This window comes from Mycobacterium sp. NGS34 (genome assembly GCF_059812845.1).
Map to the genome: position 1 here is coordinate 91,645 of NZ_JCALDM010000013.1, position 13,740 is coordinate 105,384.

At 63.9% G+C, this 13,740-nt stretch carries 13 protein-coding genes; 11 read left to right on the forward strand and 2 right to left on the reverse strand.

Translation table 11 applies throughout. The annotated features are described in order from the left end of the window. Window positions 1-570 precede the first annotated feature (570 nt). The 10 genes from AC5Y7V_RS25010 to AC5Y7V_RS25055 are packed head-to-tail and all read left to right on the forward strand — an operon-like array spanning window position 571 to window position 11,915. On the forward strand, window positions 571-1,518 hold the full coding sequence (locus AC5Y7V_RS25010; protein WP_499882728.1) for an MlaE family ABC transporter permease: 948 nt from the start codon (window positions 571-573) through the stop codon (window positions 1,516-1,518). Beyond that, window positions 1,515-2,378, forward strand: a complete 864-nt coding sequence (locus AC5Y7V_RS25015; RefSeq protein WP_499882729.1) for an ABC transporter permease — start codon at window positions 1,515-1,517, stop codon at window positions 2,376-2,378. Before AC5Y7V_RS25010 ends, AC5Y7V_RS25015 begins: the two co-directional genes overlap by 4 nt. A gap of 4 nt (window positions 2,379-2,382) precedes the next feature. Next, on the forward strand, window positions 2,383-3,792 hold the full coding sequence (locus AC5Y7V_RS25020) for an MCE family protein (RefSeq protein WP_499882730.1): 1,410 nt from the start codon (window positions 2,383-2,385) through the stop codon (window positions 3,790-3,792). 45 nt (window positions 3,793-3,837) lie between these two features. Further along, window positions 3,838-4,866 (forward strand): MCE family protein, encoded by a 1,029-nt coding sequence (locus AC5Y7V_RS25025; protein WP_499882731.1) that lies wholly within the window; start codon window positions 3,838-3,840, stop codon window positions 4,864-4,866. Window positions 4,867-4,892: 26 nt separating this feature from the next. Beyond that, a complete protein-coding gene (locus AC5Y7V_RS25030) occupies window positions 4,893-6,290 on the forward strand; it encodes an MCE family protein (RefSeq protein WP_499882732.1) in 1,398 nt (465 codons plus the stop codon). Further along, window positions 6,287-7,690: an MCE family protein gene (locus tag AC5Y7V_RS25035; protein ID WP_499882733.1), complete on the forward strand. Its 1,404-nt coding sequence runs from the start codon at window positions 6,287-6,289 to the stop codon at window positions 7,688-7,690. Before AC5Y7V_RS25030 ends, AC5Y7V_RS25035 begins: the two co-directional genes overlap by 4 nt. 32 nt (window positions 7,691-7,722) lie before the next feature. Beyond that, complete coding sequence (locus AC5Y7V_RS25040; RefSeq protein WP_499882799.1) at window positions 7,723-8,844, forward strand: MCE family protein; 1,122 nt, start codon at window positions 7,723-7,725, stop codon at window positions 8,842-8,844. Window position 8,845: 1 nt separating this feature from the next. Beyond that, the gene (locus AC5Y7V_RS25045) at window positions 8,846-10,345 is read left to right on the forward strand and encodes an MCE family protein (protein WP_499882734.1); all 1,500 of its coding nucleotides are present in this window, start codon (window positions 8,846-8,848) and stop codon (window positions 10,343-10,345) included. Further along, window positions 10,309-10,989 (forward strand): Rv1363c family protein, encoded by a 681-nt coding sequence (locus tag AC5Y7V_RS25050; protein WP_499882735.1) that lies wholly within the window; start codon window positions 10,309-10,311, stop codon window positions 10,987-10,989. Before AC5Y7V_RS25045 ends, AC5Y7V_RS25050 begins: the two co-directional genes overlap by 37 nt. Further along, the gene (locus tag AC5Y7V_RS25055) at window positions 10,986-11,915 is read left to right on the forward strand and encodes a hypothetical protein (RefSeq protein ID WP_499882736.1); all 930 of its coding nucleotides are present in this window, start codon (window positions 10,986-10,988) and stop codon (window positions 11,913-11,915) included. The genes AC5Y7V_RS25050 and AC5Y7V_RS25055 overlap by 4 nt, the downstream gene beginning before the upstream one ends. Before the next feature lie 10 nt (window positions 11,916-11,925). On the opposite strand, the gene AC5Y7V_RS25060 is transcribed toward AC5Y7V_RS25055, so the two are convergent. Then, window positions 11,926-12,351, reverse strand: coding sequence for a hypothetical protein (locus AC5Y7V_RS25060; RefSeq protein ID WP_499882737.1), 426 nt, complete (start codon window positions 12,349-12,351; stop codon window positions 11,926-11,928). 205 nt (window positions 12,352-12,556) lie between these two features. Next, the gene (locus AC5Y7V_RS25065) at window positions 12,557-13,066 is read right to left on the reverse strand and encodes a CAP domain-containing protein (protein ID WP_499882738.1); all 510 of its coding nucleotides are present in this window, start codon (window positions 13,064-13,066) and stop codon (window positions 12,557-12,559) included. A gap of 243 nt (window positions 13,067-13,309) precedes the next feature. Here AC5Y7V_RS25065 and AC5Y7V_RS25070 point away from each other — a divergent pair, with 243 nt between their 5' ends. Next, window positions 13,310-13,714 (forward strand): lipoprotein LpqH, encoded by a 405-nt coding sequence (locus AC5Y7V_RS25070; RefSeq protein ID WP_499882739.1) that lies wholly within the window; start codon window positions 13,310-13,312, stop codon window positions 13,712-13,714. Window positions 13,715-13,740 lie beyond the last annotated feature (26 nt).

Sequence of the window (13,740 nt, forward strand, 5' to 3'; positions counted from 1 at the left end):
GGCCGGCCAGACGATCACGTCGGTCACCGACCATATCTGAAGATGTCTTAAAAAGAGCAATGCCGAGGTGGAGGCTGAATACTCGCCCGGACGGGCGCGCTTCGGCCGCGGCGAGAGCGCTTCTCCGCCACGGCCGCCGAGAGTATAGCGGCGCTAAACCATAGCGCTCGAAGATCATTCGCCGGCTGGGCCGACCTCCGGTCACATTCGTCGCCCGGTCAGATGGCAGGTCCCCGTGCAGCCGGAATGCGCGACGGCCGGTCTCGAAATGTTGTTTAATCTTGATAAAACTATGCTTTTCCCAGTGCTCGAGCACCTCGCTGTTCGGGCTCCGCGATTCGCTTGGTGATCTCATCAAAGATCAAGCAAGCCAGCGTAAGTCGACTAACGCACCTGACCCGCTCGAGCCTATGGCGAAAGTTTTGAGACGGCGAGGACAGAAAACCCTTGACTTAGGACCGGTCGCTGCATAATGTGGTCCCGCACACGTCAGGCGAGAGTGTGTGGTCCCGCACACATCAGCTCGAAGCCGGACCCGAGGAAAGAGCGAGATGGGCAGGGATGGGGGAGATGGACATATTGCCGCAAACCGAGTCGTGCCCTGCCCCGGTGCGGTCGGCAAGCGTGGTTGGTGACACGGGAGAGGCACCGTCGGCACGACAGATTCAAACGCTTGAGGACGCTATTCCAACTGGCATCGAGCAACGTGTCAGGGGTTCGGCAGCGAGCTCGAGCATCCCGTTGGTCGGGCTAATCAAGCCGCTGCGAACGCCGCTCCGAGAGGTCGGCGGTTTTATGGCGTTGGCGCTCGACACCTTTGTGCAAGCCATGCGTCTGCCGTTCTTCTGGCGTGAGTGCATCGAGCAGTGCTGGTTCGTCGCTCGGGTCGCGACCTTGCCCGCCATCGCGCAGTCAATAGCTTTCAACGGAATGGTTGTGTTTCTGTTCGGCGTCGCAGCGGTCTCATTCGGCGCGGGTGACATCAACGGCGCGGCCTCGGGACTGGCCACGATATCGCAGATCGGCCCGGTTACCACGGTGTTTGTCCTCAGCGGTGCGGCAGCCACGGCGATGTGCGCCGACCTGGGTGCGCGCACCATCCGGGAGGAGATCGACGCCATGAAGGTGTTGGGCATCGACCCGATTCACCGATTGGTCGTACCCAGGGTGGCGGCGTTGCTCATCACCGGAAATTTGATCAACGGCGTGGTGATCATCGCTGGGTTGTGCGCCGACTATATGTTCGCCACCTACGCCTTGAACGGTAATCCGGGTGCCTTCGCGTCGAGCGTGACGCTGCTGACCAACTTTCCCACAGTCATTGTCAGCTTTATCAAAGCCTCGATCTTCGGAATGCTCGCCGGCTTGATCGCCTGCTACAAGGGCATCACCGCGGGCGGCGGTCCGCAGGGCGTTGGCAACGCGGTCAACGAGACCGTGGTGTACACGTTCATGGCCCTGCTGATCGTGAACATCATCATCAGCGTCATCACCGCGACGACGACGTTGGCGACATGATCGATGACATAAAGACGGTCAGCAGCGCCCGCTTCCCGCGGGTGACGCGCAGCGCGCGGAACTGGGCGGGCGAATGGAATCGCCTGGGCGAACAGACGGCCTTTTATGTCAAGGCTCTCGTCTCCACTCGAGACGCGCTTGTGAAATACAAAGCGGAGACACTCCGCGTCGTCGCCGACATGGGCTTAGGCGTCGGCGCGCTCGCCCTGATCGGCGGCGAAGTGGTGATCCTCGCGGTCTTGACCGGCAGTGCCGCCGCCATCGTCGGCATTTTCGGCTACGTCCAAGCCAGCAGCCTCGGCGTTGGCGCGATCGCGGGGTTTTTCTCTGCCTATGCCAACGTGCGCCTGCAACTTCCGCTCATCGTCGCGAACGGCCTGGCGGCCACCATCGGCGCCGGCGCCACCGCGCAACTCGGCGCGATGCGGATCAGCGAGGAGATCGACGCTCTGGAGGTCATCGGCATCCGTTCGATCCCCTACCTCGTGTCGACCCGGGTGCTGGGGGGTCTGCTGGTGGTGCCCCCGCTATATTGCGTGACCTTCGTCGGATCGGTCTTCACGACTCGGACTGTTGTCATCCTCGCCTACCACCAGGGGGCCGGCGGCTTCGACCACTGGTTCAACACGTTCCTGCTGCCGCGAGACGTGCTCATGTCAGGGTTCCAGTGCACCGTGCAGGCCGTCATCGTCATGCTGATCCACACCTATTACGGCTACACCGCCTCCGGCGGGCCCGCGGGTGTTGGCGAGGCGGTCGGGCGCGCGGTGCGCGCCTCCATCGTCGTATCGATAACCCTGACGTTCGTGCTGTCATTGGTCCTCTACGGGAAGTCCGGCGACTTCCACCTGTCGGGATAGCACGATGAGACAGAAGCGCAAGGTGCACCCGGGCTGGTGGGCACTGCTCTTGGTCAGCGCCATCATCGGGTCCATCCCGCTCATCGTCATCGCCTTCAAGAGAGATTTCACGTCGTACGCCAACGTGACCCTGGTGGCGGAACGCGCAGGCCTGGTCATGGACGCCAACTCGATCGTGAAGTACCGCGGCGTGGAGGTCGGCCGGGTCGCGTCGATCGATCCCAAAGACGGAGCGACTCTCCAGCTGGAGCTGGATCCGGACCAGCTGCAATACATTCCGGCCAACGTCGAGGCACAGATCAGTTCGCCCACCGTGTTCGGGGCGAAATATGTCGATCTGCGCCCGCCCAGCGACCCGAGTCGCAAGCGGCTGGCGTCGGGTGCGGTGTTGAGCACCACCAAGGTGAGCATCGAGGCGAACACGGTCCTCAAGGACCTCGTCGGTGTGCTGAATCAGATCGACCCGGCCAAGATCAACGCGGTGATCGCCGCCTTGGCCGAGGGGTTTCGGGGGAAGGGTGAAGCAATCGGGCAGGCCATCACCGACTTCAATCAGGTGCTGATGGCGGTCAACCCCCGGAGCGAATTGATCCGGGCCGACTGGAATGCGTTCCAGGGATTCAGCGACACCTACAGCGCCGCAGCGCCTGACCTGATGGCCACGCTGGACGCCGGGAGCGCAGACAGTGTGGTGATCACCAAGTCCGCGAAAGACCTTGATGCTGCGCTCATTTCCCTTTCCGGCCTGTCCAAGAGCGGCGACAAATTGATCGGCCCGAACAAGGGCAACATCATCCACTTGATCAACTCGCTCGAGCCGACGACGCGGTTGCTGATGAAATACAACCCGGAGTACACGTGCATGTTCCTCGGCGCGAAGCTCCTCATGGACCGGGGCTACGCGGATTCGTTCACCTACAACGGACGGTCGTTCATCGCCGATGCCGGGCTGCTCTTCGGGGATGACACGTATAAGTATCCGGATAACCTGCCGGTCTTGGACATCAAGGGTGGCCCCGGCGGAACGCCCAGCTGCGGTTCGTTGCCCGACGTGGAAAAGAACTTCCCGCAGCGGTATCTGATCACCGACTCCGGATTTGGCAATGGCATGGACGTGCGGCCCAACCCCGGTGTCGGCTTCCCGGGTTACGTCAACTACTTCCCGTCCACCCGCGGGACACCCCTACCGCCGACCATGAAAGACCAGGGGGGTCCTGCGCCGGGTCCGGTGCCATACCCGGGCGCGCCACCCTATGGTGCGCAGCGATACGCCCCAGACGGAACGCCCCTGTATCCGGGCCTGCCCCCGGCGCCTCCGCCCGGCAGGCCGAAGGACCCGGGCATGGGCAATCCTCCGGCAGGTTCGGAGCCGTTCGTACCGCCCTTCCCGGGGACACCGGTCAAGCCCCATTAGAGCCGCCGCCAGCGCACCCCAACCCGCGTCCAAGAAAGGCAGACGTTGCACGAGAACTTCCGAGGCATAATGTTGCGCTTTGCCGTCTACGCTGCAGTGTGTTTGGCGGGCATCGCGCTGCTGTTTCTCGTGTTCTCCCAGTACCGCTTCGAGAAGTCGAACACCTATAGCGCGGTGTTCGCCAACGTGTCCGGGCTCCGGGAAAATAACTTTGTCCGCATCGCCGGCGTCGAGGTCGGCAAGGTCAAAAAGATCGCCGTGCAGCCCGATTCCACGGTGCGGGTCGAATTCACCGCGGATGATTCGGTGGTGCTGACCGAGGGCAGCAGGGCGGCGGTCCGCTACGACGACCTCTTCGGCGGCCGATACATGACGCTGGAGGAAGGCGCGGGGGCACTCAAGAGGCTTGATCCGGGGGCAACCATCCCGCTGAGCCGGACCCAGCCGGCGCTAGACCTCGACGCATTGATCGGGGGCCTGCGACCGGTATTTCGCTCGCTGAACCCGGACCAGGTCAACACGATCAGTGGCCAGCTGATCCAGGCGCTGCAGGGCCAGGGTCCGACGATCGGGTCGGTCTTGACCCAAGCCGCGGCGGTGACCAACACCCTGGCCGACCGCGACAAGCTGTTTGGCGACCTGATCACCAACCTGAACACCGCACTCGCCTCGCTCGGCGACCAGAACGGTCAGGTCGGCAAGGCCGTCGACTCGCTGTCGATGCTCATGTCCACCCTGCAGGCCCGCAGGAACGACATCGCACAAGGGTTCAAGGGCGCCGACCAACTCTTCTCGGCGGGCGCTGAGGTGCTGAGGAGGGCCCGCTCGCCGTTGAAGAAGGTCGTCGACCAGACCGACCGGGTTGCCGGCACCGTGATGGCCGACAAAGACTTTGTCGACAATCTGATCAATACGCTGCCCGACGACTACCAGATAATCGGCCGGGAAGGGCTTTACGGAGACTTCTTCACCTTCTATCTGTGCGACCTGATTCTGAAGGTGAACGGCAAGAACGGGCAACCGACCTACATCACGTTGGCGAGCCAGCGGTCGGGGAGGTGCGCTCCGAAATGAGACGCCTCTACAGACGGCTTTTCGAAATGCGACAGTTCTCCGAACGCAACCTGTATCTCATCGGCGGGATCGGCATCGCCGTCGTGGTTGTGGCGATACTCCTCGCGACCAATTACAACAAGCTGACGTTCATCACCGGCGAAAAGGAGTACTCGGCGTATTTCGCCGAGGCGGGCGGGGTGGAAACCAATAGCGTCGTCGAGGTTTCGGGTGCCCGGGTCGGGCGGGTGTCCAGCGTCAGCCTGGATGGACCCCGGGTCTTGATCAAGTTCCGCATTCCCGGCGATGTGCGCCTCGGCGACCGCACCGAAGCTGCGGTGAAGCTGAAGACGCTCTTGGGCAGCAAGCTCATCGAGCTGACACCCCGCGGTGAGGGCCGGCTCACTGGGCCCATACCGCTCGAGCGGACCACGCCCGCGTACCAGCTGCCCGACGTGCTGGGCGATCTGTCAACGACCGTCGCCAAACTGAACACCGACCAGCTGTCCGACGCGCTTTCTGTGGTGGCCGGCGAATTCAACGGCACGCCACCGGAATTGAAGGCCGCGGTGGAAGGCGTGGCGCGGTTCTCACAGACATTGAACGAGCGTGACAAGGAGCTGCGAAACCTGCTCAGTAACGCCGGCAAGGTCACCGACGTGCTGGCGAAGCGCAGCGACGAGATCGTCAAACTCGTCGGCGATACCAATTCGCTGTTGGCCGCTCTGAAATCCGAAAGCCGTTGGCTGGACAAGGTTTTGGTAGACAACGCCAATATCGCCCGGGCGCTGGGGGGAATCGTCGACGACAACCACGCGACGCTGCGACCCTCGCTGGAGAAGCTCAACTCGCTGGTGGCGCTCCTCAACAACCGCAAGGGACGCATACAGGAGGCGCTGAAGGGGCTCGACAGCTTTGCGCTGGCGCTGGGCGAAGCGGTTGCCTCGGGCCCCTTCTTCAAGGCGTACCTAGTCAACCTGCTGCCAGGACAGTTCATCCAGCCGTTCATCGACAGCGCCTTCTCCGACCTCGGAATCGATCCTGCGACCCTGTTGCCGTCGCAGCTCACCGACCCGCAAACCGGCCAGCCCGCCACACCGCCGCTGCCGATGCCCTACCCACGGACCGGCCAGGGTGGCGAGCCGCGCCTGAATATTCCGGACGCAATCACGGGTAACCCCGGGGACAGGCCGTGCAGCGTGCCCGGCAGGCCTGGAGCCCCCGGTTGCTATCCCCTCAGGCAGGAACCGCCGGCGCCGCCGCCGGGCGGCCCACCGCCGGGACCGCCGGCGCAGGGTCCCGGGCCGGGCAACGCCTCGACGGGGCCGATCCAGGAGCCGGCGCCCGGCCAGATACCACCGAACCAAGGTCCCGTCGTCGCGCCGAGGGAGTCCTTCGGCCCCCGGCCCGGGCCGCCGCAATCCGCTGACGGGGGTCAACAGTGAATTCGCGCAAGGCACGGATCGCCCTCGCCGCCGTCCTGGTGGTGGCGCTGATCGGTGGGGCGGCTGCGTTGATGCGATCGTCGGGGGGACGCACGCATGTCGCCGGATACTTCGACAACGCCAACGGCATCTTCGTCGGCGACGCCGTGGTGATCCTCGGCGTCGCGGTCGGAAAGATCGACAAGATCGAACCGCAGCCCGATCGCGTCAAGATCTCGTTCTCCTACGACGACAAGTACAAGGTCCCCGCCGACGCCAAGGCGGTGGTGCTGTCGCCGAACCTGGTGACGGTGCGGGCCCTGCAGCTGACCCCCGCCTACACCGGCGGGCCGGCGCTGGCCGACGGCGCGGTGCTGCCGTTGGCCCGCACGGCGGTCCCCGTGGAGTGGGACGACCTTCGCGCGCAGTTGGAGAAGCTCACCGACATCCTGCAGCCAACCCAACCGGGCGGTGTGAGCACGCTGGGGGCGTTCGTCAATACCGCGGCGGCCAACCTGCACGGCCAGGGCGCAGAGATTCGGGACGCGGTTGTCAAGCTGTCACAGGCGGTTTCGGCGCTCGCCGACCATAGCGGCGACCTGTACGGCACGTTCAAGAACCTGGCGGCGCTGGTTTCGGCGCTGCATGACAGCGGCGGCCTGCTACGTCAACTGAACCAGAACCTCTCCGCGGTCACGCGGGTATTGACCAACGACCCCAACGAGGTGGGGGACTGGGCCACCTCGCTCAACGAGGTTCTGGTCAAGAGCAAGAAGTTTCTGGACGACAATCGCGAGACGCTCGGCGTAAGCGCGGACAAGCTGGCCGAGCTGACCACTGCGTTGGACGAGAGCCTCGACGACATCAAGCAGGCCCTGCACGTGGGCCCCAACGTGTTCCAGAACGTGCTCAACATCTATCAGCCTTCTCAGGCGGCGTTCACCGGCGCGCTGGCGCTGCAGAATTTCGCTAACCCGTTGCAGTTCTTGTGCTCTGGGGTGCAGGCCGCGTCCAGGTTGGGCGCCGAGCAATCGGCCAAGCTGTGTGTCCAATATCTGGCGCCGATCATCAAGAACCGGCAGGCCAACTTCCTGCCGCTGGGATTCAACCCGTTCGTCGGCCAATCGGCGCGTCCCAACGAAGTGACGTACAGCGAGGACTGGCTGCGGCCGGACTACATCCCGCCGCCCGGGCCGCCGCCCACGGAGGCGTTCCGGACGGTGCCGCCGCCACCCAACGGGCCGCTGCCGCCGGCGAACGAGATCTTCAATTTCTTCGGCAACGGGATGATCAACACGAACGCGCCCTACGTGCCGGCCAAGCCGGCGAATCCGCTGCCGGTCGATCCGGCGACCGGGCTGCGCTCGATGATGTTGCCCAGCAGCGTCGAGAACATGGGCGACGTAGGAGGTGGGCATTGAGCCGGTGCAGCTACTGGCGCCGCTCCAGCGCGATGCTTCTGATCGTGCTGGCGGTGGCCGCGGTCTCCGGTTGCGGAGCCCTTCGGGACTTCCGGGGTGCGAACTCGCTGCCCCTGCCGGGCAGAGTCGGTGTCGGTCCCGGTTCCTACACCGTCCAGGCGCAGATGCCGGATGTCCAGAACCTGAAAGAGAATTCGCGGGTCGAGTTCAACGACGTGCTCATCGGTAATGTGGCCAAGGTCGAACGGCAAGGCTGGCATGCGTTGGTCACCATGACGATCGAGCCCAACGTCGAGGTGCCGGCGAATGCGACGGCCGCGATCGGTCAGACCAGCCTGCTTGGCACGTTGCACGTCGAACTGGCAACGCCGCCCGGGGTCGCGCCGGCGAAGGGCAAGCTGCACGACGGCTCGATGATCCCGCTGTCGTCGGCGAGCGCCTACCCGTCGACCGAACAGACGTTGGGCGCGTTGTCGCTGGTGCTCAACGGCGGCGGCCTGGGCCAGCTTCAGGACATCACCCAGACGTTGAGCACTGCCTTTTCCGGGCGCGAGCAGGATCTGAGAAGCCTGATCGGGCAGCTGGATAAGTTCACCGCCTACCTCAATGACCAAAAGGGCGACATCATCGCCGCGTTGGACAGCTTCAACAACTTGGTCGGTCAAGTCGCCGGGCAGAAGTCGGTCCTCGACAAGGCGCTGAAGACCATCCCGGATGCGATCGCCGTCCTGAAGGATGAACGGGAAAAGCTCGCCGACGCCCTCGGTCCGCTCAGTTCATTCGGCGCGGATACCGCCGACGTGCTCGAGCAGACCAAGGAGAACCTCATCAAAGAGCTCGGCGACGTCGGTCCGGTGGAACAATCACTGGCCAACTCGGGGCTGGCGCTGACCCGTGGGCTCGACTATCTGACGGTCCCCCTGTTCTCCAAACCGCCAGTGTCCAAATGGATCAAGGGTGACTACGGGAACTTGACCGGCATCTTCGACTTGACGCTGAGCCGCCTTGATTCGTCGTTCTTCACCGGTACGAGGTGGGAGGGCAATCTGACGGAACTCGAGATGCAGTGGGGCCGCACCTTGGGTGTGATGCCCAGCCCCTACACCGCCCGCAACCCGCTGGTTGCTCCCTACCAGTTCAATCAGGGGCCGTGAGATGCGTTTACATCGACGGACCATTATCACGTTGGCGGTCTTCGCGGTGATTTCGACGGTCGCCGCCGGGCTGGTTGGTTTGTATTACGCGCATTTGCCGGCGGTGTACTTGGGGATTGGCCGCTACACGGTGAAGGTGGAGCTCGAGCGGGCGGGGGAGCTGTATCGCGCCGGGAACGTCACCTACCGCGGCGTCGAGGTGGGCAAGGTGTCGAAGGTGCATCTGACGAACTCCGGTGTGGAAGCGGTGTTGTCGCTCAATTCCGGCACCGACATTCCCGCGGACCTGACCGCGTACGTGCATAGCGCGTCGGCGATCGGTGAGCAGTATGTGGATCTCGTCCCGCACAGCGGGAAGGGGCCGGTCCTGAAGAACGGCGACGTGATCCCCGCGGATCGCACGCGCGTACCGCCGAACATCAATTCGCTTCTGGCGGCGGTCAATCGGGGCCTGAACGCCATCCCCCGGCAGGAGCTCAAGACGGTCGTGGACGAGTCGTATCTGGCCGTGGGTGGGCTGGGGCCGGAGTTGTCCCGGTTGATCGGTGGCGGTGCCAAACTGGCCACCGGCGCGCGCCAAAATCTGGATTCGATCCTGACGTTGATCGACGAGCCGAAGCCGATTTTCGATAGCCAAATCGACACCTCGGACGCCATCCAGGGCTGGGCCGCGCATCTGGCGAGCCTCACCAAGCAGCTGCAGACCGTCGAACAAAACAACGGTGATTTCACGGGCACCCTGCACAACGTCGGGCCGCTCTTCGACTCCCTGCACGAGGTGACGGACCGACTTCAGCCCACGCTGCCGGATGTGGTGAACAACCTGGTGCCCGTCGGCGATGTCGCGCTGACCTACCGCGACAACCTCGAAGCGCTGCTGGTGGAGGCGCCCCAGATAGTGGCCGACTCCCAAGCACTACAGCTGCCCGATAAGGACCTCAAGGGCCCCTATAAAGGCCTCGGCTTGAGCTTCAACCTGAACCTCAACTGGCCGCCCCCGTGTACCACCGGCTTCTTTCCGGTCCAGCAGCAGCGTTCTGCGGTGTTCGAGGACACCCCACCCCGCCCGCCCGGCCTGGTTTATTGCCGCATTCCGCAGGATTCGAACTTCAACGCGGTTCGCGGCGCGCGGAACTATCCGTGCGAGACCCGACCGGGCAAGCGGGCCCCAACGGTCAAACAGTGCGAAAGCGACGAACCCTATGTTCCGCTGAACGATGGCTTCAACTGGAAGGGTGACCCCAACGCCACTTTGACCGGGCAAGGCGTCCCACAATTCGACCCCGGGACGCCGATACCCGCGGGATTCCCGGGCGGGCCGCCGGCCGCGCCGGGCCAGGCGCCGGCGGCGCCGCCACCCAACGCGGTGGCCGACTATGACCCGGCCAGCGGGGAGTACGTTGGACCGGACGGGCAAAGGTACCAACAGCCCACACTGGCTGGCAGTGCGGGCAAGGAGCGGACATGGCAGCAAATGCTGACACCCCCGACGGGGAACTAAACGAGGCAGCGGAGAAGACATCCTCCCCGGCATCGCACGACGACACTGAGGACGGTTCAGCCGACTCCCCGGAAGACGGCGAGTCGACGGAGGACTACGACGCCGCGGTCGAAGAAGAGGCCGATACTGCCGCCGAAGGCGCGGCGGCGAATCCTCGGTCGAAGTCGCATGTCCGCCTGGCGATGATCGTCGGGCTGGCCATCGTCGCGGCCCTGGCGGGAACCGTTGGGTGGTTGGGTTTCCGGGCCTATCAGTCGCATCAGGCCCAAACGCAGCGGCAGCTGTTTCTTCAGGTCGGTCGTCAGTGTGCGCTGAACCTGACGACGATCGACTGGCAACACGCCGAGGGTGACGTTCAGCGTGTTCTTGACTCGGCGACCGGTCAGTTCTACGACCAGTTCTCCAAGCGCAAGCAGCCTTTCATCGACGTGGTCAAGAAGGCGCAGTCGAAGTCGGTCGGAACGATCACCGAAGCGGGCGTGGAATCCGAGTCGGGCGACAAAGCGCAGGTGCTTGTCGCCGTCTCCATCAAGACCACCAACCTCGGCGCGGCCGACCAGCAGCCGCGGGAGTGGCGGATGCGCATCACGGTGGAAAAGTCGGGCGCCGACGCAAAGATCTCCAACGTCGCTTTCGTGCCATGACCAAGCCCCATTCCGGCGACGCCGACCGGAAATCCGCCAAACCAGAGGGGGAATCAGCCGCTGTGCGGGTACAAACCGATGCTGCAAGCGAGTTGGGCACTGAAAAGGCCGATACGCAAGATGCCAAGCCGGACAAGGCCACCGGGCCAGTCAGGCGGCGGCGGGCGCGGGCCAGCGGTGTAGAAGGCCGGCGCGGAAGCCGAGGTGCACAGCCGCGTGCCCGCAGCGTCTCCAAGCCGGCTTCCGACGAGACCGATGACGAAACCGGCCAACCCGATGGCGAATCACGAGCGGGCGACGCGAAAGCGCCTTCGGACGCCACGACGCCGGCCGCCCAGGACAGTGAAGACTCCGAGGCAGCGATATCCGACGACGCCGAAGCCGAAGAGGCCACAGCCGAGGAGAAGGACGAGGAGGGCGGGCCGGCCAAGGCCAAGTTCCGCGTCAGCTGGTCCCGGGTGCTGGCGTATGGCGTCATTCCCGGGATTGCGCTGTTATTGGCCGGCGCCGCGGGATTCTTGAAGTGGCAGGATTCCTCGGCGCGTGCATCGCAGCTTGCGGGCATCGAATCGCTGGCGGCCGCAAAGGATTCCACGATCGCTTTGCTGTCGTACAAGGCCGACACCGTTGAGAAGGATCTTGACGCCGCTAAGAGTCGGTTGACCGGTACGTTCAAGGAGTCCTACTCGCAGTTGATCAGCGACGTGGTGATCCCGGGCGCGAAGCGCGGGCACATCTCCACGACGGCCACCGTCCCCGCCGCGGCCTTGGTGTCGGCGACGCCCAGCCACGCGGTGACCCTGCTCTTCGTCAACCAGACCGCCGTCGTGGACAAGGAGCCGCCGACGGACAGCACGTCGAGCGTGCGGGTGACTCTGGACAAGATCAACGGTCACTGGCTGATCTCCGGGTTCGACCCGGTGTAGTTCGTCCGCCCTACAGCGTGACGCGCGAGGGCGAAATGTCTTGGCACAGCGTCAAAGGCTTCGCCGGACTGTCGCTACCCTCCAACGTGTCGGTACAGCCCTGGCCCTTGACCACATACGTCGCACCCGGGCGGTAGGGGTAGTAGACCACCGCCGGGTTGGGATCGTATCCCGACCCGCATTGTCCGGCGGAATCGTCGCCCTCGACGGTCAGGCAGACTGTCGCTTCGGTGTGGGCGTGCAACGTGCATGATCCAGGATGCACCGTTGCCGTCACATATTTCACGCCCGATACATTCACGACTTTCGGCCCGTCGAGCACAAACGAACACTGCCCGGTTCCGCCCGGTGGAGACGCGGCCGAGGGGCCCGCACAGTAGAGCCCGATCGGTGAAATCGCCAGAAGGGCCGAAACGGCGCCGAATGATCGGATCATTGGATTAGCCTAGCGCACAGGCGTTTTTCGGGGAATGAACGTTTGTTAACACCTGCGGCGCAGGAGCATCAATTATCACTTGGGCATCAACGGTCGCTGGTTGAGATGCCGGATTTGCGGTCGGAGAAACAGAAGGCCGTCGGCGCCGCCAGGTCTTCGAAGCTCGAGTAGGTTTCTTATGCCGGTTAAACGGTAGGGCCGACGCTCAGCCCGGTTGGCCATAGACCGCCACAGTCACGGTGCGATCCAACTGATTCGACGAAGTCCGCACTCCGATTTGGGTATTGGCGCAGTTGGACATGATCGCGAAGTAGTCAGGCCGGTAGTACCAGTTCCCCAGAATGTCAATGCCATTGATCGACATCGACGGCAGGATTGCCACCGTCTCGGCCGCCGTGCCGTTGTAGCCCGCGGCTCGGGCGCGGTCTTGCACCACCGACCCGTCCGAGCCGATGTCACCGTCGAGTGCGCGGTTGTTGAGCACGTCGTCGGCGTGCCGTTGCGCCGCAAGCTCGAGTGCCGCGTTGGGCTTCAGGTCGGTTGTGCAGCCGGCCTGGCGCTTGATGACGTAGACACTTTGGGCGACGCCGTTGTTGAGCCGATTGTTGTCCGCGTTTGCTGTGGGCGCGGCGGTGACGACGCAGAGCGCAGCGATCCCACCAATCACGGTCGAAGTCCGCAGCGGCGTCGCTCGTGCGGTATCGCAGACTGCCATAACCTCGATCTTTTCATAGTTGATCCGGCAGGTCTATGAGTTGAGATCACTTGTGGGGCTGGAATTGAGCAAAAATCGCGGTCACTGTTCCCGCGTCGATGACGACCGGGCGAAAATTCTGAATCTCGGCGTCCTAAAATGCTTGCGCGAGGGCGCCCAAGTGCCGATACACTTCAGACACGATCGGCGAACAGGAGGATTGCCGTGCGAAACAGGGTGGTTTTCATCGGTGCCGCCGCCCTGATGATCGGTGGCAGCGCCGCCTGTTCATCGGGGCACCAGTCTGCGAATCCCAAACCCGGGACGCTGCCTCCCGGTGCTGCGCAGCTCAGCATTGACGGCAAGGACCTGCCGATCAGCCGGACGGTGGAATGTGCACCGCGGGAGGAATATCTGACCACGATCACCACCGGCAACGACACGGCGGGCGCGACGGTAATGGTGTCCAACGCGGGAAGACTCACGGTTGAGCTTGTTCGGATCCGCAACCTCAACGGCTTTACCGGTGACTACAACCGGGGGCTGGGAAGCGACGCCACTGTCACGCTCACCGATAACACCTATCAGATCGCCGGTGCCGCATTCGGTTACGGCCCGAAATCGCCCGAACCGACGACCGCGCCGTTCACCATCAAGGTGTCGTGCTGACGCACCAGCACGTCACACGAGTTGCT

Coding starts and splice junctions, on each gene's coding strand:
- AC5Y7V_RS25010 (WP_499882728.1), top strand. CDS start 571: ATGGACATATTGCCGCAAACCGAGTCGTGCCCTGCCCCGGTGCGGTCG.
- AC5Y7V_RS25015 (WP_499882729.1), top strand. CDS start 1,515: ATGATCGATGACATAAAGACGGTCAGCAGCGCCCGCTTCCCGCGGGTG.
- AC5Y7V_RS25020 (WP_499882730.1), top strand. CDS start 2,383: ATGAGACAGAAGCGCAAGGTGCACCCGGGCTGGTGGGCACTGCTCTTG.
- AC5Y7V_RS25030 (WP_499882732.1), top strand. CDS start 4,893: ATGCGACAGTTCTCCGAACGCAACCTGTATCTCATCGGCGGGATCGGC.
- AC5Y7V_RS25040 (WP_499882799.1), top strand. CDS start 7,723: ATGCTTCTGATCGTGCTGGCGGTGGCCGCGGTCTCCGGTTGCGGAGCC.
- AC5Y7V_RS25045 (WP_499882734.1), top strand. CDS start 8,846: ATGCGTTTACATCGACGGACCATTATCACGTTGGCGGTCTTCGCGGTG.
- AC5Y7V_RS25050 (WP_499882735.1), top strand. CDS start 10,309: ATGGCAGCAAATGCTGACACCCCCGACGGGGAACTAAACGAGGCAGCG.
- AC5Y7V_RS25055 (WP_499882736.1), top strand. CDS start 10,986: ATGACCAAGCCCCATTCCGGCGACGCCGACCGGAAATCCGCCAAACCA.
- AC5Y7V_RS25060 (WP_499882737.1), bottom strand. CDS start 12,351: ATGATCCGATCATTCGGCGCCGTTTCGGCCCTTCTGGCGATTTCACCG.
- AC5Y7V_RS25065 (WP_499882738.1), bottom strand. CDS start 13,066: ATGGCAGTCTGCGATACCGCACGAGCGACGCCGCTGCGGACTTCGACC.
- AC5Y7V_RS25070 (WP_499882739.1), top strand. CDS start 13,310: ATGATCGGTGGCAGCGCCGCCTGTTCATCGGGGCACCAGTCTGCGAAT.